This is a genomic window from Streptomyces sp. NPDC056452, from assembly GCF_042796085.1.
Classification (GTDB): domain Bacteria; phylum Actinomycetota; class Actinomycetes; order Streptomycetales; family Streptomycetaceae; genus Streptomyces.
In genome coordinates, this window is record NZ_JBHTRI010000038.1 from 58,449 (window position 1) to 76,064 (window position 17,616).

Genomic DNA, 17,616 nt, shown 5'->3' on the forward strand with positions numbered 1-17,616 from the left:
TCACTCCCCCCGCTCAGGCATGAGCACGGTCAGCGCGCCGGGCCTGACCTGGGCGGTGAGGCGCCGGCCCGGGGCCACGGGATCACCGTCCAGCTCGCGTTGCTGCGGTGCCTCGAAGCGGATGTCCGCACGGCGGAAGGTGAAGTACTCCACGGGCGACCGGCCGGTGTGGCCGTTCTCCCCCGCCGGCCTGCGGCGTACCAGCGCGGCGACGGCGCCCAGCCAGCCCATCGGTCCGCGCGGGTCGAGGATCATGAGGTCGAGCACGCCGTCGTCGGGCCGGGCCGCCGGGACGAGCGCGGCTCCGCCCTGAACCTTGCCGGTGTTGGCGACGAGCACCATCCGGGCGGTGCGGCGCAGGGGCCGCGCCCCGTCGAGGCCGACCGTCAGGCGCATCCGGGGCGCGCGCAGTTCCCGCAGGCCCGCCACCACATAGGCGGGCCAGCCGATCACGGCCTTGGCGCGGTCGCTGGTGCTCTCCAGCATCGCGGCGTCGAGGCCGGCCCCGGACATCACCGTGAAGTGCGCGGGCCGGATGCCGTCGCCCTCGATCCGCCCGAGGTCGATGCGGTGCGGGGCACCGCGCAGCGCGACGGCCAGCGCCTCCGCCGGTTTCACCGGGAGTCCCAGGTTGCGGGCGAGGAGGTTGCCCGTGCCGCAGGGCACCACCGCGAGCGGTATGCCCGTACCGGCCAGCGCCTCCGCCGCCGCCCGGACGGTCCCGTCGCCGCCGCAGACCACGACGAGTGACGCCCCGTCCCGCACCGCGCGCGCCGTCTGTCCCTCTCCCGGGTCCTCGGCTGTGGTCGCCACGAAGTCCGCCCCCTGGTGACCGTGATCCTCGAGGACCCGTCGCAGGTCTGCGCAGGCCGCCTCGTCGGTGACGGTGGGGTTGAAGACCACCGCGGTGCGGCCGGGCGCCTGCCCGCTCGGCGCTCCGGGAGCCGGTGCCTTACGGGCCGCGGCGTCGGCAGGCGCGGGGGCGGGCACGTGCGCTCCGGTCAGCAGGGCGCGGCCGACGACGAGCAGGGACAGTCCGCCGTTGAGCAGGCCTCCCGCGATGTCCGTCGGGTGGTGCATCCCCCGGTACGCCCTGGCGATCCCCACCAGCAGGGGCACGAGGAGCAGCAGCACCGCCACGGGCCTGCGCCAAGGCCCCTTCGTCCGGTGCAGGACCAGGATCGCGATGCCGGCGTACAGGGCTGTAGCGGCGCCGGTGTGTCCGGAGGTGTAACTGGAGGTGGGGGGAGAGGCGTCGAGCCGTTCGACGTCCGGCCGGGTGCGGTCCACCGCTTCGGTGATGACCAGGAAGACCAGGGACTGGAGCGAGACGGCGACCGCCAGGAAGATCGCGTCCCGCCACCGGGGAAGCCGCGGGACCACGAGGAGGACGAGGCAGGCCAGGAGGGTGCCCGCGATGACCGTGGCGGTGTTGCCCGCCTCGGAGACGACGAGGGACACCGTGTCGAGCGTGCCGGTACGGGCACGCTCCAGCGCGTCGGTGACCTCGTCCTCTGACGTCATCGGCCATACGCGGGCAGCGGGTCCGGTGAGCAGGAGTCCGAGCCCCACCATCAGGGCGGCCTGGCAGACCGCCGTCGAGGCGATGATTCCCGCGGCCCGGCCCATGCCCCCGGCGGTCTCCGGCGCACGGGGCGAGCGCTCCGCGACCGCCCGGGACTGCCGGGAAAGCCGGTCCGCCTGGGGCGGGACGTACTCGCCGGCAGCGGGCGGCGTGGCGGACACGTGCCCACCGGGGAGGGCGGTGCGTCTTTCCGGTGTGTCGGTCGGCATGGCGTTCCCGTCGTCTCGGTGGCCCTCGGGCTCTGGGTGGAACCGGGGCTCACCCGGCGTTTCGCCGTGTTCCCCCTCCTCGTCCCTCCAGACCTGCCGACGGGGACCGCCTCTCTCCCCGTCACGGCCCGGCGGCTGCCCCCGTCGCTGCGGCCGGGGGCCCTGTCATGGGCTGCCGGGCCGACGGGGTGTGACCGCGATGCACCTGACCAGGCGAAATCGGCGCCGTAGCGCCACTGCCGGGGCTCGCCTCCGGCCCATGGCGCCTTGCGACAGCACCGTCATCGCTGTGTCCGAACGCGCAGAGCCTGGACGGACCAGTCCAATTCCGGGGCCAGACTCTCCGGAGCCGGCCAGCCGTTGACCACGGCAAGCAGCCGGAGGTATCGCTCCCTGCGGGGGTCGTTCACGCTCTCCAGCCGAGCGGCCAGCCGGCGGCGCAACTCGACGTCGTCGGGGCGGGCGAGGAGGTGCGCGTAGTGCGCCGTGAACGCCGCGACGACCGGATCGGCCTGGGGCGAGGCCGGGTCGATGCCGGCGGCCAGGGCCGGGCCGGCCTGGTCACGGACGACTACGGCAATGTCGCGCTGCGGGCCCGTCGTTTCGCTTCTGGCCTGCTCAGCTGCCTGGTACTCGGCCATCCGCCGCAACACGGCGCGGAAATCCGGGTCCAGGGACATTTCAGCCAACTCCACCCACGCCTGGACCTGCTCCACCTCCGGGTTGTCGGGCAGCTCGGGGGTCATCGAGCGCATCACCCCCGTGAATGCGGGGGCGGCGTCAGGACCGCCGAAGACGGCGTCGAGGAAATCGCCGATCAGACGACGGCGTTCCGCCTCGGAGAGCTGGGCCAGTCGGTGCATGAGTTCCGTCTCCTCAGGTGTGGACCCGCGCTCGGCGACCGCCGTCAGCACCGCGCGCCGCAGGCGCAGGACCCGGATCTGCACGGCCAGTGCTTCGGCGTGCGCCGCGGCGACCTCCGGAAGCGCGAGCTCGCGGTCCACGACCTTGCGGATCGTGGGAAGGTCCAGCCCCAGCTCGCGCAGGGTCCGCACCAGGTCCAGGCGTGCGACGGCGTCGGTGTCGTAGAGGCGGTAGCCGGCCGGGCTGCGGTCCGTCGGCGCCACGATTCCGCGATCGGAGTAGAACCGAATGGTCTTGACCGTGAGACCGGTCCGCCGAGCGAGCTCGCCGATCGAGTGGAGCGTGTCGCCGTTCATGCCCCCATGTTTGCGTCTCCCCCTATGGGAGACTCAAGCCCCTGCGCCTGCCGGATCACTCCCACAGGCGCGCGCCGCCCACGGGTGGCCCGCCGGGCAGGGGGCTTTTCACTGGGCCCGGGCAGCCGGTGCGTCATGGCCGAGCCGAGTCCCGACCCGCGCGGTGTGATCGGACGCAGGTACGAAACTTTCGAAGATTCGAGCTCGAATCCGCTCTCCATATCGAGGCCTTCCACGGGCATCACCGAGGCATCCCGACCGGATGTCACTCATGACCAGGCGTGATGCTGCCTCATCAACTCCCTTGGCACGAAAGGAGTTTCGCAATCCTTGCGGAAACTGTTGACATCCCCTGAGCCCCGGACCAACCTATGCCAGCGACAGGCCCCAACCTGTCGCTCCGGCCGCCGGCCCCACGGCGACCGGCCGACTCATGTCGCGTCACCCCGGCCCCCCACAGGTCCGCCGGGTCGCATCACGCTGCCTGGCCCCCCAGCCGGCCTTCACGAGGAGGAAGCGCATGAACATGAACGACACCCCCACACCCGCGGACAACGACGACACCCCTGCCGGCCGGCTCAGCCGCAGAGGGTTCGTCACCGGCGCCGGCGCCCTCGCGCTGGCTACCACGTCCGCGCTGCTGCTCCCCGGCACCGCCCACGCCGACACGGTCATCACGACGAACCAGACCGGCACCAACAACGGCTTCTACTACACGTTCTGGACCGATGGCGGCGGGTCGACCTCCATGACCCTGAAGTCCGGCGGAAGCTACAGCACCTCATGGAGCAACGTCGGGAACTTCGTCTGCGGCAAGGGGTGGAGCAACGGAGGACGCCGGAGTGTGAACTACTCGGGCAGCTTCAACCCTTCGGGCAACGCGTACTTGACCCTCTACGGGTGGACGGCCAACCCGCTCGTCGAGTACTACATCGTCGACAACTGGGGCACCTACCGGCCCACGGGAACGTTCAAGGGCACCGTCTCCAGCGACGGCGGAACGTACGACATCTACCGGACGACGCGGTACAACGCGCCGTCCGTCGAGGGCACGAAGACCTTCGACCAGTACTGGAGTGTCCGGCAGTCGAAGCGGACGGGCGGCACCATCACCACCGGGAACCACTTCGACGCGTGGGCACGCGCCGGAATGAATCTGGGCAGTTTCAACTACTACATGGTCCTCGCGACCGAGGGTTACCAGAGCAGCGGGAACTCGAACATCACCATGAGCGGCTGACGTTCCCGTCCCGTGAAGGGCGCCGGGCTCCCTGACCGCGGGCCGACCGTACGCAGGGGGCTCGGCGCCCGTCCTTGCCGCACCGGCTAACGTGACGCCCGTGCCCGTCTGTTCCCAGGTGCTCAGGCAGCGCGGAAGGGGTAGGCAGTGCACAGAGAGCAAGGAGATCGGGGAGAGCGATCATGAGCGAGTCTCTGAAGACCTTCGTCGGCGGTGCCGAGGTGGAGGTGCCCAACAGCATCCCTGCCATCCGCGCCGCGCTGCCCGAGGACAGACGCGAGGAGTTCGACCTCGCGATCAACGGGGCCGGTGTCCACGAGATCCAGGCCGTCATGCGGCACTGGATGCTGGAGTCCGTCCCCGATCCCGAGGCCGAGCGGATCCTGGAACGGCTGGCGCAGGACGAGGCCGAGAGGCGGAGCGTCGCTTGAGTTTCCGCATCTCCTACGCGCCGCCGGCCGACGACACCCTGGCCAAGATGCGGGACGGCGACTTCTTCCGGGACGAGATGGCACGCACCCTGGGCAAGGATCCGTACGGGCACGGGTCGTCCGCCGTCAAACGGGAGCACGACCGGCGCGAGGCGACGGTGTACGGGGCGATCGTCCTCTACTACGTCTCCGGATCCGTGCTGACGGTCACCGTGGTCAGACTCGTGCCCCTGCCGTGAACCGAGGAGATCCGCCGATGCAGACCGGCACAACTGCCGCCGTACTCAGAGCCGTCGGGGTCCCCGAGGGCGCCGTCGTCTCCTGCGAGCCGCTCACCGGCGGCACGTACAACACCGTCACCCGCGTCACGCTCCGGGACGGCCGCGACTGGGTGGTGAAGATCCCGCCCCTCCACGCCACCGGGATGAGCTACGAACAGCGCCTGCTGGTCAACGAGGTCGCCTTCTACGAGGCCGCGGCGGCTGTCGGCGGCGGCAGGATCCCGCAGGTCGTGCACCGTGAACTCGACTCCGGGGCACCGGCAGGCGCGTACGTCGTCATGACCGCGTGTCCGGGGACGCCCTGGAACGACGTGGCCGAGGACCTGCTGGACGGTGAGGAGCAGCGGCTGCGCACGGAGCTCGGGCGGATCGTCGGCCGTCTCCACACCGTGCGGGGGCCGGCCGGATTCGGGTATCCCGCCGAATCGCTGGGACCGCTCTCCCCCACGTGGCGCGAGGCGTTCGCCGAGATGACCGGCGCGGTGCTCGCCGACGCGGAGAAGTACGGGGCCAGGCTGCCGCGCCCGGTGGCGGAGATCCGGGCGGTGCTGGACGCCGCCTCGCCCGTGCTGGACGAGGTGACCGTCCCGGCTCTGGTCCACTTCGATCTGTGGCAGGGCAATGTGCTGGTGACCGGGGAGCCCGGGGCCCGGTCCATCGGCGGGGTCATCGACGGCGAGCGGATGTTCTGGGGCGATCCGGTGGCCGATTTCGTCTCGACGGCCCTGCTCGGCGATCTGGAGGAGGACAAGGACTTCCTCGCCGGGTACGCGTCCGTGACGGGCGGCCCGGTGGAGTTCACCGCGTCCGTACGGCTGCGGATCGCCCTCTACCGCAGCTACCTCTACCTGATCATGCTCACCGAGACGGTTCCCCGGGAGGCCCCGGCGGTCGCGCTGGAGTGGACGTGGACGGAGGTGGCGCCGCGGCTCGTGGCGGCACTGGAGGCGGTGGAGTCGGCGCCGCGCTCGCGGGAGTGAGCGCGGCGCCGGTGCGGCGGGGACCTCAGCGGTTCAGGGCGCGCTGGGCCTCGTACAGGTTGTGCGGGTGTACGGCCTCGGGAGTCCCGTACGCCTCCAGGCGGGTGTGCAGGTCACCGGTGAAGTCGGGGACGTCGATCTGGTCGAACTCCGTCACCTCGCTGATGCCGACCGTCGCGCTGTACGGGGCGAGGCCGTCGATCCGCATGAGGCCCGCGCGGCCGTTGGTGACCCGGATGTTCCAGTGGGTGAACCGGGCGCCGAAGAGGGGGCCCGCGCTGGCGTCGCCGCCGTGGCGCCCGTTGTTGTCGACGGTGATGTCCGTACGGACGTTGGCGAACGGCATGCCCCGGTGGGAGTCGAACGTGCCCATCTCCATCCGCCCGTTCGACCAGACGTTGTAGCTGGACAGACCCTCGACGTTGATGCCGTGGAGCTGGGTCCCGGCGGGCGCCGGGACCGTGCGCTCCTCGACGGTGAAGTCCTCGATCAGGTTGTCGTGCGAGCCCTCGCGGCAGTAGTACGGGTGGTGCGCGCCCCGGCCCGTGACCTTCGTACGGCGCAGGGTGCAGGCGGACGCGCCGATCAGCCCGAAGCCGTTGTCGACGTGGCGGACGGTGATGTCGTCCGCCCAGCAGTCGTAGGCGCACTGGAAGGCGACGCCGTTGTACCCCTTGTCGAGCAGGTGCGCCGACTGCGGGGTCTCGACCGCTTCGAGGGTGAGGCCCTCGACACCGGAGTCGGTGAGCGGGGCGGCGAGGGTGGTGAGACGGGGGTCCCACTCGGGACGCACGTCGAGCGGGAGGGGCCGCTCCAGGGTGACCTTCCGCCCGCGTACGGCGGTGATGCGCACCGGCCATTCGTAGGGGACGTACGAGGTCAGCTTCGTCTTGTCGTCCCAGACGTACGACGCGGCGCCCTCGCTGTCGCCCGCCATGTGCCGCAGCAGCGTGTGGCCGGCGTCGTCAGCGAGCCGGAGGAGAACCAGCCGGCCCGGCTTCAGGTGCCGTGCGGAGGAGACGGTGACCGTCCGGTCGCCGCGGCGGGCGGGGGCCACGGTGGTCAGGGTCTGCCACTCGTCGCGCTTGTTGCCGGTCCAGCCCTCGAAGGGCCAGGCCTTCGCCCTGATCGCGTCGGTGAGCGAGGTCCAGCGGGCTTCCGGGCAGAGCCAGATGAGGCCGCCGGCCCAGGACCAGCTGGACTTGTCGCCGCCGTAGCGGCTGCCGTAGGTGCCGATGAGCTCGGTGAGGTTCCTGGTCGCGTACAGCTTCGTCGCACCGCTGCCCGCGCCGCGCACCACGACGTTGCTGTGGCCGATGCGGATGATGTCGTCGATGCGGTACGTCCCTGCCGGGATGAGCACCGTGCCACCGCCACGCTCTCCGGCAGCGGCGATGGCACGGTTGATCGCGGGGGCGGCGTCGGCCGAACCGTCAGGCCTGGCCCCGTACTTCAGGACGTCCGCGACGAAGGGACGGGCAGCCCGGCGCGGGAGGGCGGAGCCCGAGCGGTAGCCGGCGCGGCCGATGAACGGGATCTGGGGGTGGGTGAACGGGGCGGCGGTGAACTCCCGCCACAGGGGCGACGAACCCGGGGTCCCGGCACCGGAACCTGCCGCGCCTGCCGTCCCTCCCGCCCCCTGTGCACCGGCGCCGCTCGCCGTGCGTGCCGTACCGGCACCGTTCTCGGCCCGTGCCGTGCCCGCGCTGCCGAGCGCCCCGGTGGCGGCCGCCGCGGTGACGGCGACGGCGCTGCCGAGCAGCCGGCGTCTGCTGAGGTTCCCCATGAGCCCGAACCGCCTTTCAGGTATATGAACAACGTTCATATCTGCGTCGGCGGCGAGCATGCCACGGCGCGACGGCGCAGCGGAAGATACCTGCGCTGCCGAATTCGTGGGAGCCGAAGGTCAGTTGGCCGGGCGCTTGGTCAGGTGGGTGAACGCGTCCAGATTCCGGGTGGATTCGCCCCGCTCGACCCGCCAGGCGTACTCCTTGCGGATCGCGCTCGCGAAGCCCAGTTCGAGGAGGGAGTTGAAAGCGCCGTCCGCCGCCTCCAGAACGGTGCCCAGCAGCCGGTCGAGCTCCTCGGGGGTGACCACCGAGAGCGGGAACTTGCCGACGAGGTAGACGTCGCCGAGCGGGTCGATCGCGTAACTCACCCCGAACAGGCGCAGATTGCGCTCCAGGAGCCAGCGGTGCACGGCCGCGTCGTTCTCGTCCGGGTGACGGACGACGAACGCGTTGAGGGAGAGGGAATGCTTGCCGACACGCAGGGAACAGGTCGTGGACAGCTTCCGGGTGCCGGGCAGCTTCACGACGAAGGTGCCGGGCTCGGGGCTCTCCCACTCGAGCTCCGCGTCGTTCAGCGTCGCCTCGATGACCTGCGCCACTGCTGCTTCGTCGGATACGTCAGCCATGGTGCGAGCGTACGACAGAGGTACCGGGGACGAGACCTCAGCCGTGGTGCGTGCGCGCCCGGCGGCGGTGCTCGTACATCGCTGCCGTGTACACGTCGGCGGTGGCGGAGGCCGCGGTGTCCCAGCCGAACGACTGGGCGTGCGCGGCGGCCGCCGCGCCCATCCGGCCGACCAGCTCCGGGCTCTCGGCGAACCGGCCCAGGGCCTGCGCGTACGCGTCCGGGTCGTGGCCCGGGATCAGGAAGCCGCTCACCTCGTCCCGCACCGCCACGGGGAGACCGCCGACCGCCGCCGCGATCACCGGCGTACCGGAGGCCTGGGCCTCTATGGCGACGAGCCCGAACGACTCGCTGTACGAGGGCATGACCAGTACGGACGCCGCCCGGAACCAGTCGGCGAGCTGGTCCTGGCCGACCGGCGGGTGGAAGCGCACGACATCGGCGATGCCCAGGCGCGCGGCCAGCTTCTGCAGGCCCTCCGGCTTGGCCAGCCCGCTGCCGCTGGGGCCGCCGACGACCGGGACGACGATGCGGGAGCGCAGCGAAGGCTGACGGTCCAGGAGTACGGCGACGGCGCGCAGCAGCACGTCGGGGGCCTTCAGCGGCTGGATACGGCCGGCGAAGAGCGGGACCAGGGCGTCCTGCGGCAGTCCGAGGCGGGCCCGCGCGGCGGCGCGGCCGTCGGCGGGACTGAAGCGGTCCAGGTTGACCCCGGGGTGGACCACGGCGACCGCGGCCGGGTCGGCCTCGTAGAAGCGGACGAGCTCGTCCGCTTCTTCCGCGGTGTTCGCGATGAGCCGGTCGGAGGCGTTCACGATCTGCGTCTCGCCGATGACCCGCGCGGCGGGCTCGGGGGTGTCGCCCTCGGCGAGCGCGGCGTTCTTGACCTTCGCCATGGTGTGCATGGCGTGGACGAGGGGGACGCCCCAGCGCTGGGCGGCGAGCCAGCCGACCTGGCCGGAGAGCCAGTAGTGCGAGTGGACGAGGTCGTAGTGGCCGGGGCGCTGACCGGCCCAGGCCTGCATCACGCCGTGGGTGAAGGCGCAGAGCTGAGCGGGCAGCTCCTCCTTGGCCAAGCCCTCGTACGGCCCGGCGTCGACGTGCCGGACCAGGACGCCCGGTGCCAGTTCGACCGACGGGGGCAGGGCGCCCGTGGTGGCCCGGGTGAAGATCTCGACCTCGATGTTGATCGCGGCCAGGCGCTTGGCCAGCTCCACGATGTACACGTTCATGCCGCCCGCGTCGCCGGTGCCCGGCTGGTGCAGCGGGGAGGTGTGCACGGAGAGCATCGCGACACGCCGGGGCTTGCGGTGGCCGCCGGAGAACCCGCCGGGGAAGCGGATGCGGGGTGCCACACGGCTGTTGCCGAGCCGGGAGACGTACTGGCTCACGTGGGTCCGCTCCTCCTCGCTCGGGGCATCACGCGTCGGGGGCGCACGGCCCCTTTCAAGTGGCAAAACAGCGGAACCAGGCCTTTCATTTCCACTTTGCCAAATAATTGCCATCCGGTCGGCGCGGCCCGCGCCCGCCGGCCCTCCCCAGCTCCCCGCCTGCCCCGTCCACGGATTCGCATACGCTCGCTGTCATGCCCCAGCGCCCCATCGGCACCGCGACCCGCGGGACCACCAACCCCAACCGGCTGCGCCGCATGGACCGCTGGATCGCCGCCACCCACGGCCCCGCCCTGCGCCGCAGCGACTCCCCCGTCGCGGTCGACCTCGGCTACGGCGCGGCCCCGTGGACCGCCGTCGAGCTGCTGGAGCGACTGCGCACCGCCGAACCGCGCACCACGGTCGCCGGCATCGAGATCGACCCGGAACGGGTGGCCGCGGCGAAACCGTACGAGCGCGAGGGCCTCACCTTCGTCCACGGCGGCTTCGAGATCCCCCTGCCCGGCAGGCCCGCCCTCATCCGGGCGGCGAACGTGCTGCGCCAGTACGACGAGGCGGAGGTCGCCGCGGTCTGGCAGCGGCTGTGCGCACGGCTCGCTCCGGACGGGCTCCTCGTCGAGGGCACCTGCGACGAGATCGGGCGCAGGCACGTCTGGGTCGCCCTCGGCCCCGAGGGGCCCCGCACGGTCACCTTCGCGACCCGCCTGGCTTCCCTGGACCGCCCCTCGGACCTCGCCGAACGCCTCCCCAAGGCCCTGATCCACCGCAATGTGCCCGGCGAACCGGTCCACGCCTTCCTGCGGGACCTCGACCGGGCGTGGGCGGCCGCCGCCCCGTACGCCTCGCTGGGTGCGCGGCAGCGCTGGATCACGGCGGTGCGAGCGGTCTCCGCCGACTGGCCCCTGACCGACGGGGTGCGGCGGTGGCGGCAGGGTGAAGTCACGGTGCAGTGGTCGGCCCTGCGGCCCAACACACGCTGAACGGAGCCCGAATGAGTGCCCGATACGGCCCGTCCGGGAACCCGGACGGGGCACCGTTCGTGTGAGTATCGGCAGGTGTCCGCCCCGGTTGGGGTCTGCCTCTGTTGCTTTACGGGACGACATGGCACGATCGCGACGTTGCCAGAACGTTACTGACGGTAAGTCAGATGTCCGTCATCCGACGGTCCGCACCTTTACTGCTTTCTGTCCGGAGGGGTAGTTCGTGAACCGACGCCACTGTGCCGCTGCCGCGATCACACTGGTCTGCGCGCTGGCTGTACTGGCCGCGCCGGTCCAGGCCATGGCCGCGCCCGTGCCCGAGCCCTCCCCCACCGCCCCGGCGACGGTCCCGGCGACAGGGAAGAAGACCCTCGAAGAGGTGCGCGAGGAGATCGACACCCTCTACCGCAAGGCCGGGGCGGCCACGGACGCCTACAACCTCGCCGAGGAGCAGGCGAAGAAGCAGTCCAGCGAGATCGTGCAGCTCGCCAAGGCGATCGCCGACGGCCAGGCGCGGATCGCCGAGCTGAAGAACACGGCAGGCGCCCAGGCCCGCGAGCAGTACCGCAACGGCGGACTGCCGCCCGGCGCGCAACTGGTGCTCACCAACGACCCGCGGCTCTTCCTCGACGGTGTGAACCAGGTCCGGCAGGGCCAGCAGGCCACCAAGAGCGTCCTCGCCCAACTCAAGCGGACGCAGGAGGACTTGGAGACGTACACGCAGGACGCGAGCATCAACTGGACGAAGCTCGAGTCCAACCGCGTCAAGCAGGCCAAGGCCAAGAAGAGCATCGACGCGCAGATCGCCGCGGCGAAGAAGCTCGAATCGCAGCTGGAGAAGAAGGAGCAGGCCCGGCTCCTCGAACTGGAGCAGCAGGCCGCGTCCACGGCGCAGGCCGCCTGGCTCTCCTCCGGCGCGCTGAAGGACATCAACCGCGAGGCGAGCGCGAGCGGCAGGCAGGCCATCGCCTTCGCGACCGCCCAGATCGGCAAGCCGTACGTGTGGGGGGCCGAGGGCCCCGGTTCGTACGACTGCTCGGGGCTGACCTCGCAGGCCTGGGCTGCGGCGAAGCGGCCGATCCCGCGGACCTCCCAGGAGCAGTGGCGCCTGCTGCCGCGCATCGCCATCCGTGACATGCGCCCCGGCGACCTGATCATCTACCACAGCGACGCCAGCCACGTCGGGATGTACGTCGGCGACGGCGCGATCGTCCACGCGCCGAGGCCCGGCCGCAACGTCACGCTGACGGGCGCCGGCTCCATGGCCATACTCGGCGTGGTCCGCCCGGACAAGTAGCCGACCGGGCGCAGGCCGCCCACCCCCTGCGGCGCGTGATGTTTGTCATGGCTCCCATGTCCGTTTCGCACACGCCCATCACGCCGGATCCGTGACAGGACGCGGCTTATGGCCGCGCATATGACAGTGGCCGATCTTCGAACGCCATTCCGTTCCCCTGCTGCGGACCGCTATCGTCCCGGTCTGGCGGGTCGTCGATCGTCGTCCCGCCGCGCCCTCGGGGGGAGGGAAGGAAACCCGAACCGATGCCCGTACCCGTACCGCAGCAGCGCGCTGTTCCCGCTGCGGAGACCACCCATGGCGCCGACCTCACCCTCCTGGTGATCGAGGACGACCCTGCGGGCACCTTCACCGTCCCCGAGCTGCCGTCCGCCGCCGGGACCCGGGTCCGCGTCCGTACCGCCCGCAACCTCACCGAGGCGGGACGGCTCCTCACCGACGACGTCGACTGCATCCTGCTCGACCTCGACCTGGCCCTGCCGACCGGAGCACGCGCCGACGTCTCCGCGCACCCGGACGAGCTCGCCACCCTCAAGCACATCCTGCGCATCGCACCGCGCCACGCGGTCCTCGCCCTCACGGCGGAGAACGACGCCGAGCGGGCCGCCGAGGCCGTACGGGTCGGCGCCCAGGACTACCTCTTCCGCGGCGAGCTCGACGGGCGCCTCCTCAGCCGGGCCATCCGGTACGCGGTGGAGCGCAAACGCGCGGACATCGCCCAGCACCAGCTGACCGAGTCCCGGCTGCGCGCCCAGGAGAACGCCAGGCTGGAGCGCGGGCTGCTGCCCACCCCCCTCCTCCAGGGGTCCGACCTGGACTTCGCCGCCCATTACCGGCCGGGGCGCAGCCGCGCCCTGCTCGGCGGGGACTTCTACGACACGGTCCGTACTCCCGACGGCACCGTCCACGCGATGATCGGCGACGTCTGCGGGCACGGCCCGGACGAGGCGGCGCTCGGCGTCGAGCTGCGCATCGCCTGGCGGGCGCTGACCCTGGCGGGGCTCTGCGGTGACGAACTGCTCTCCACGCTGCAGCAGGTCCTGGAGCACGAGCGGCAGAGCGAGGAGATCTTCGCGACGGTCTGCACCGTCGACATCGCACCCGACGGCCGGCGCGCGGGTCTCTGCCTCGCGGGCCACCCCGCACCGCTGATCGCACGCCAGGGACGGGCGGCGCATCTGCTTCCCTACGAGGACGGCGGCCCTGCACTCGGCCTGCTCCCGCACGCCCGCTGGCCGCGTCGGCAGGTGCAGCTGGGCGGCTCCTGGAGCCTGATGATGTACACCGACGGGCTGATCGAGGGGCGCGTCGGGCCCGAGGGCACCCAGCGGCTCGGCCAGGACGGCATGGTCGCGATGGTCAACGGCCAGCTCGACCGGGGGCTCGGCGGCGAGGCGCTGCTGGAGGCAGCGGTCACGCAGGTGCAGGAGCTGAACGGCGGCGAGCTCACCGACGACGTGGCGGTCCTGCTTCTCGAGCGCGACGAGGCCCGGATACGCGGACGGGGCCGGAGCGCTGTGCGCTCCCGCCCCGGCTCGGCCACACCTGCGAGCGCTCAGCGCCCGCCGTTGTAGGGGCCGTACGGTCCGTCGCTGCTGGAACCGCCGCGACGGCCGCCCCCGCCGCCCGTGACCGCCTTGATCGCCGGCCGTACGTCCACCATGAAGACGATGGACGCGATCACGCCCGCGATCTGCAGGAAGAGGATCGGGATGATCAGGTTCACGAAGACGGTGATACCGAGAATGATCAGCCAGAAGGACTTCTTCTGCTTGTCCGCCGCCCGGTAGGCGTCCTCGCGCGCGGTCGCCGCAAAGATCAGCGCGACCACGGCCAGGACGAGCATGGCCAGGTAGAGCATCTGAAGGAACGAGCCGAATGCTTCGAGCAGCATGGTGAGCACCGCCTAGTCAGTGGATGAGCGCCTCGCGGCCAAGGTACCGGGACAACGACCCGGCCACCCCCAAAGGTGCCCGGACCGTTCCCGGCCGTCCCGGAACCGCTCCCGCTACTTCGCGGACGGCGGAGTGGTCTTCTTCGCAGCGGGCTTGCGCACGGGCGCCGGCTTCTTCACCGGCGCCGCTTTGGCCTCGGCGGGCTTCGGCGCGGGCTTCTTCGGAGCCGGAGGGGCCGGCTTCGCCTGGGGGGCGGCCGCCTCGGACTTCTGCTTCGGCACCGACTTCGGCTCGGCCTCGACGACGGCGGCGATCCCGACGATCTCGTCGGCCGCCTCGCCGCGCCACGTCCGCACGGTCTTCTCGCCGCGCTCGGCGACCTTCTCGTACGTCTCACGGGCACGCACCGCGTACTCGGCGGCCACGCCCACGCTCCGCAGCGCCAGGTCCTGGGCGCTCTCGCCCAGCTTCTTCAGGTCGGTGTCCAGCGCCCCGATGACCTCGGTCACCTTGGCCTGAACGGTGGCCTGGGCCTCCTTGGCCTGCGTGGCCACCTTCTCCTGAACGGCCTTGGGGTCGGTGTTGCGTACCGCCTCGATCCGCTCGGGCGCCTCGGCCCGCAGCTGCTCGATCAGCGCCGGAACCTTGCGCGCCTGCTCGACGGCGAGGTCGGCCGTACCGGCGGCGAAGTAGAAGGGGGTGCGGTCGGTGAGGGTCTTGCGCAGGTCATCGGTGATGGCCATGACTGTGGTCCTCCCGGATCATCAGAGTCAGTTCAGAGGTGTGTCTGCGTCACTGCCGCCGGCCGTGCGGGGGCCGCGGGCATCCGTACCGGCGCCGTTTTCGTCACCGGCACCGCTTTCCGCGTCGGCATCGATTCTGCTCCCCGCATCCGCGGCACCGTGTACCTCGGCGCCGGTGTCGGGCACGACGTCGAAACCGTTCTCCTTGCGGAAGGAGTCGTAGATCTGCAGCAGTACGTTCTTCTGCCGCTCGTTGATCGACGGATCGGCCAATATGACCGCTCGCGTCTCCAGCTCCTCCCGCTCCCGCTCATCGAGGATCCCGGCCCGCACGTAGAGCGTCTCGGCAGAGATCCGCAGGGCCTTGGCGACCTGCTGCAGAACCTCGGCGCTCGGCTTGCGCAGGCCGCGTTCGATCTGGCTGAGATACGGATTGGACACTCCGGCGGCGTCGGCGAGCTGCCGCAGGGAGAGCTGCGCGGTACGCCGCTGCTCACGCAGGTACTCGCCGAGATTGCCGACGTTGAGTGATGCCATGGGTCGATAGTGCAACACTCTTGCTAACTTTTGCAAGCGCCTGCTTGCAAAAGTGTTCGGGACCACGTGTGACCGCCCGGGCACCGTTCCGTCACGTCACCCCGCCACCCGGGCATGGAGTCGGTGTCCGGGTGGGGAGGTACAGGTATGAGCTTCCGACTTGCGGCGTACGCCGTGTGCATCGAGAACGGGCGGGCGCTGCTCGTCCACCACTTCTCAGGGAACTGGTCCCTTCCGGGCGGCATGGTCGAGCACGGGGAGGACCCGTTCGACGCGGTGATCCGGGAGGTCGCCGAGGAAACCGGCTGCGACGCGGCGATCGAACGCCTGCTGGGCGTGGACTCGAGGGTGATCCCCGCCGCCGAACGCACCGTCCCCGTCCCCGGCGGACGGGACCACCAGAACGTCGGCATCTTCTACCAGGTCCGCATCACCGGCGGCCTGCTCCGGCCCGAGCCGAACGGCGAGACCACCGAGTCGGTCTGGACACCGCTCCCCGATGTCGCCGGCCTGTACCGGTCATCGCTGGTCGACATCGGCCTCGCCCTGGCGCAGACCCTGCCGGCGACGGGCCACGTCGCTCCCGTCCCGGCAGGCGGGCTGATCCGGCACTGAGGCCACCAGCAGCGGACCGGCCCGCCCGCCCCGGCCGATGCTCAGCCGGCTGCGGCGCCGAACCACTTCGGCAGCCGGCCGAGCAGGTCCTGCTGGTCCTCACCGACCCACGCCACGTGGCCGTCCGGCCGCAGCAGCACCGCGGGCACCTCCAGTTCCTCGCTGACGTCGACGACGTGGTCGACCCGGTCCGCCCAGCCCGCCACCGAGAGCCGGCCGGTCTGATCGAGCAGCAGCCCGCGGCCGCCGCGCATCAGCTCGTAGAGGCGACCCTGCTTCAGCTCCACGTCCCGCATCCGCCGGCCGAGCAGTCCGTGGCCCTCGCCGAAGTCGTAGCTGACGTCGACCGCGGTGATCATCCCGGTCACGTACCGGTTCACCTCCTCGAAGTCCATCAGCTTCGAGAACAGTTCACGCAGCGCGGTCGCACCCGCATCGGCCCCGAGGAGGGTGATCTGCGCGCGGGTGTTGTCCAGCACGCGGGCACCCACCGGATGCCGTTCGGCGTGATAACTGTCCAGCAGCCCTTCCGGGCCCCAGCCGTTGACCGCCGCGGCCAGCTTCCAGCCGAGGTTGAACGCGTCCTGCACACCGAGGTTGAGCCCCTGCCCGCCGGTCGGCGGATGGATGTGCGCCGCGTCGCCGGCCAGGAACGCCCGGCCGACCCGGTAGCGCTCGGCCTGCCGGGTGGCGTCGCCGAACCGGGACAGCCAGCGCGGCGAGTGCACACCGAAGTCCGTGCCCGCGAACGCCCGCAGCTGCTTCTTGAAGTCGTCCAGGCTCGGCTCGGCCGCACGGTCCTCGGCCACCCCGTCGGCGGGCACGACCACGCGGCACACCCCGTTCTCGTCGGGCGGGGCGACACCGAAGCGCAGTTGGGTCCTGTGGACCTCCGCGACGGCAGCGGCAATCGTCGCCTGATCGTCGGTCACCTCCATTTCGCCGAGCAGCGTCTCGACCTTGGCGGGCTCGCCGGGGAAGCCGACGCCGAGCAGCTTGCGCACCGCACTGCGGCCGCCGTCGCACCCGACGAGGTAGCGCGAGCGCAGCTGCGTGCCGTCCGCCAGCTCGACGCTCACCCCGTCCTCGTCCTGACTCAGCCCGACCACCTCGCAGCCGCGCCGGAGGTCCGCGCCGACCTCGAGGGCGTGCTCGTTGAGCAGCCGCTCGGTGACCGGCTGCGGGGTGGCGACCCCGTACGGGTGCGCCGTGTCCAGCCTCTCCGGCCACGGCTTCGTGATGCCGCCGAAGAGACCGCCGACCTGGAACTTCTCGCTGACCGCGAGGAACCGGTCCAGCAGGCCGCGCTGGTCCATCACCTCGACGCTGCGCGCGTGCAGGCCCTGGCCGCGTGACTGCTCGGTCTGCGCGGTCAGCTTCTCCAGCACGACCACGTGCACACCGTGCAGCCGCAACTCGGCGGCAAGCATCAGACCGGTGGGTCCGCCGCCGACCACGATCACGTCAATCATTCGGAACGCCCATTCAATTCGACTGGAGGAGAGGCACGTCGCGCCTGCCAGATTTCCGCAGGTCCTGGCCTTGGCCGGTCATTCTGCGGCAGGCCCCGGGCCTTGCCGCAAGCCCCCCGGTGCGCTATATGTTGAGAGTGGAGAGGAGTGATCAGCCTCCTTCCGCGGGGTGAACACCTCCCCCGAATCCGATCCGCAGCCCCCAGGCGCACGTGGCGTGCACGGCATCGAACGGTCCGACATGCCTGTCCAGTTGGCGGATGGCGCCCCCATCGGGCGATCACGCCGAACGAGCCAGGAGGCGGGGCCGGCAGTGCCGGCCCCG

17 protein-coding genes are annotated in these 17,616 nt (G+C 71.3%); 8 read left to right on the top strand and 9 right to left on the bottom strand.

Features of this window, described 5'->3' with window-relative positions; genetic code table 11:
• Together ACFQ6X_RS30050 and ACFQ6X_RS30055 are read right to left on the bottom strand one after the other, a co-directional pair.
• The gene (locus ACFQ6X_RS30050) at positions 1-1,794 is read right to left on the bottom strand and encodes a diacylglycerol kinase family protein (RefSeq protein ID WP_383186015.1); all 1,794 of its coding nucleotides are present in this window, start codon (positions 1,792-1,794) and stop codon (positions 1-3) included.
• Between the two features lie 281 nt (positions 1,795-2,075).
• Entirely contained in the window at positions 2,076-3,014 is a 939-nt protein-coding gene (locus tag ACFQ6X_RS30055; protein WP_383186017.1) for a MerR family transcriptional regulator, read from the bottom strand.
• A 526-nt stretch (positions 3,015-3,540) separates the two neighbouring features.
• Between ACFQ6X_RS30055 and ACFQ6X_RS30060 the strand changes: the two genes are divergently transcribed.
• The 4 genes from ACFQ6X_RS30060 (at position 3,541) to ACFQ6X_RS30075 (ending at position 5,946) form a co-directional block, all read left to right on the top strand.
• Positions 3,541-4,254, top strand: coding sequence for a glycoside hydrolase family 11 protein (locus ACFQ6X_RS30060; RefSeq protein WP_383186046.1), 714 nt, complete (start codon positions 3,541-3,543; stop codon positions 4,252-4,254).
• Between the two features lie 182 nt (positions 4,255-4,436).
• Positions 4,437-4,685 carry a hypothetical protein gene (locus ACFQ6X_RS30065; RefSeq protein ID WP_383186019.1) on the top strand — a complete coding sequence of 83 codons (249 nt, stop codon included), beginning with the start codon at positions 4,437-4,439 and terminating at the stop codon, positions 4,683-4,685.
• Positions 4,682-4,924, top strand: a complete 243-nt coding sequence (locus ACFQ6X_RS30070) for a hypothetical protein (RefSeq protein ID WP_329208706.1) — start codon at positions 4,682-4,684, stop codon at positions 4,922-4,924. The genes ACFQ6X_RS30065 and ACFQ6X_RS30070 overlap by 4 nt, the downstream gene beginning before the upstream one ends.
• A gap of 17 nt (positions 4,925-4,941) precedes the next feature.
• Entirely contained in the window at positions 4,942-5,946 is a 1,005-nt protein-coding gene (locus tag ACFQ6X_RS30075) for a phosphotransferase family protein (protein ID WP_383186021.1), read from the top strand.
• A gap of 25 nt (positions 5,947-5,971) precedes the next feature.
• On the opposite strand, the gene ACFQ6X_RS30080 is transcribed toward ACFQ6X_RS30075, so the two are convergent.
• The 3 genes from ACFQ6X_RS30080 to mshA form a co-directional block, all read right to left on the bottom strand.
• Positions 5,972-7,732: a glycosyl hydrolase family 28-related protein gene (locus ACFQ6X_RS30080; protein ID WP_383186023.1), complete on the bottom strand. Its 1,761-nt coding sequence runs from the start codon at positions 7,730-7,732 to the stop codon at positions 5,972-5,974.
• Positions 7,733-7,852: 120 nt separating this feature from the next.
• Positions 7,853-8,362, bottom strand: coding sequence for a YbjN domain-containing protein (locus ACFQ6X_RS30085; RefSeq protein ID WP_383186025.1), 510 nt, complete (start codon positions 8,360-8,362; stop codon positions 7,853-7,855).
• 37 nt (positions 8,363-8,399) lie between these two features.
• Positions 8,400-9,752: a D-inositol-3-phosphate glycosyltransferase gene (mshA, locus tag ACFQ6X_RS30090; RefSeq protein ID WP_383186027.1), complete on the bottom strand. Its 1,353-nt coding sequence runs from the start codon at positions 9,750-9,752 to the stop codon at positions 8,400-8,402.
• Positions 9,753-9,946: 194 nt separating this feature from the next.
• Between mshA and ACFQ6X_RS30095 the strand changes: the two genes are divergently transcribed.
• From ACFQ6X_RS30095 to ACFQ6X_RS30105, 3 genes are all read left to right on the top strand, one after another.
• Complete coding sequence (locus ACFQ6X_RS30095; RefSeq protein ID WP_383186029.1) at positions 9,947-10,732, top strand: class I SAM-dependent methyltransferase; 786 nt, start codon at positions 9,947-9,949, stop codon at positions 10,730-10,732.
• Positions 10,733-10,955: 223 nt separating this feature from the next.
• Positions 10,956-12,029, top strand: coding sequence for an NlpC/P60 family protein (locus ACFQ6X_RS30100; protein WP_383186031.1), 1,074 nt, complete (start codon positions 10,956-10,958; stop codon positions 12,027-12,029).
• 245 nt (positions 12,030-12,274) lie between these two features.
• On the top strand, positions 12,275-13,603 hold the full coding sequence (locus tag ACFQ6X_RS30105) for a PP2C family protein-serine/threonine phosphatase (protein WP_383186033.1): 1,329 nt from the start codon (positions 12,275-12,277) through the stop codon (positions 13,601-13,603).
• Here the strand turns inward: ACFQ6X_RS30105 and ACFQ6X_RS30110 are convergent.
• The 3 genes from ACFQ6X_RS30110 to ACFQ6X_RS30120 form a co-directional block, all read right to left on the bottom strand.
• Positions 13,585-13,923: a DUF2516 family protein gene (locus ACFQ6X_RS30110; RefSeq protein ID WP_329208714.1), complete on the bottom strand. Its 339-nt coding sequence runs from the start codon at positions 13,921-13,923 to the stop codon at positions 13,585-13,587. The genes ACFQ6X_RS30105 and ACFQ6X_RS30110 overlap by 19 nt on opposite strands.
• 114 nt (positions 13,924-14,037) lie before the next feature.
• Complete coding sequence (locus ACFQ6X_RS30115) at positions 14,038-14,667, bottom strand: hypothetical protein (RefSeq protein WP_383186036.1); 630 nt, start codon at positions 14,665-14,667, stop codon at positions 14,038-14,040.
• Positions 14,668-14,694: 27 nt separating this feature from the next.
• Complete coding sequence (locus ACFQ6X_RS30120; protein ID WP_383186038.1) at positions 14,695-15,204, bottom strand: helix-turn-helix domain-containing protein; 510 nt, start codon at positions 15,202-15,204, stop codon at positions 14,695-14,697.
• 147 nt (positions 15,205-15,351) lie between these two features.
• Between ACFQ6X_RS30120 and ACFQ6X_RS30125 the strand changes: the two genes are divergently transcribed.
• On the top strand, positions 15,352-15,819 hold the full coding sequence (locus tag ACFQ6X_RS30125; RefSeq protein WP_383186040.1) for an NUDIX hydrolase: 468 nt from the start codon (positions 15,352-15,354) through the stop codon (positions 15,817-15,819).
• A gap of 41 nt (positions 15,820-15,860) precedes the next feature.
• Here the strand turns inward: ACFQ6X_RS30125 and rox are convergent, their stop codons facing one another.
• Positions 15,861-17,291, bottom strand: coding sequence for a rifampin monooxygenase (gene rox, locus ACFQ6X_RS30130; RefSeq protein WP_383186042.1), 1,431 nt, complete (start codon positions 17,289-17,291; stop codon positions 15,861-15,863).
• Positions 17,292-17,616: the final 325 nt, after the last annotated feature.

Coding starts and splice junctions, on each gene's coding strand:
- ACFQ6X_RS30050 (WP_383186015.1), bottom strand. CDS start 1,794: ATGCCGACCGACACACCGGAAAGACGCACCGCCCTCCCCGGTGGGCAC.
- ACFQ6X_RS30055 (WP_383186017.1), bottom strand. CDS start 3,014: ATGAACGGCGACACGCTCCACTCGATCGGCGAGCTCGCTCGGCGGACC.
- ACFQ6X_RS30060 (WP_383186046.1), top strand. CDS start 3,541: ATGAACGACACCCCCACACCCGCGGACAACGACGACACCCCTGCCGGC.
- ACFQ6X_RS30065 (WP_383186019.1), top strand. CDS start 4,437: ATGAGCGAGTCTCTGAAGACCTTCGTCGGCGGTGCCGAGGTGGAGGTG.
- ACFQ6X_RS30075 (WP_383186021.1), top strand. CDS start 4,942: ATGCAGACCGGCACAACTGCCGCCGTACTCAGAGCCGTCGGGGTCCCC.
- ACFQ6X_RS30080 (WP_383186023.1), bottom strand. CDS start 7,732: ATGGGGAACCTCAGCAGACGCCGGCTGCTCGGCAGCGCCGTCGCCGTC.
- ACFQ6X_RS30085 (WP_383186025.1), bottom strand. CDS start 8,362: ATGGCTGACGTATCCGACGAAGCAGCAGTGGCGCAGGTCATCGAGGCG.
- ACFQ6X_RS30095 (WP_383186029.1), top strand. CDS start 9,947: ATGCCCCAGCGCCCCATCGGCACCGCGACCCGCGGGACCACCAACCCC.
- ACFQ6X_RS30105 (WP_383186033.1), top strand. CDS start 12,275: ATGCCCGTACCCGTACCGCAGCAGCGCGCTGTTCCCGCTGCGGAGACC.
- ACFQ6X_RS30110 (WP_329208714.1), bottom strand. CDS start 13,923: ATGCTGCTCGAAGCATTCGGCTCGTTCCTTCAGATGCTCTACCTGGCC.
- ACFQ6X_RS30115 (WP_383186036.1), bottom strand. CDS start 14,667: ATGGCCATCACCGATGACCTGCGCAAGACCCTCACCGACCGCACCCCC.
- ACFQ6X_RS30120 (WP_383186038.1), bottom strand. CDS start 15,204: ATGGCATCACTCAACGTCGGCAATCTCGGCGAGTACCTGCGTGAGCAG.
- ACFQ6X_RS30125 (WP_383186040.1), top strand. CDS start 15,352: ATGAGCTTCCGACTTGCGGCGTACGCCGTGTGCATCGAGAACGGGCGG.
- rox (WP_383186042.1), bottom strand. CDS start 17,291: ATGATTGACGTGATCGTGGTCGGCGGCGGACCCACCGGTCTGATGCTT.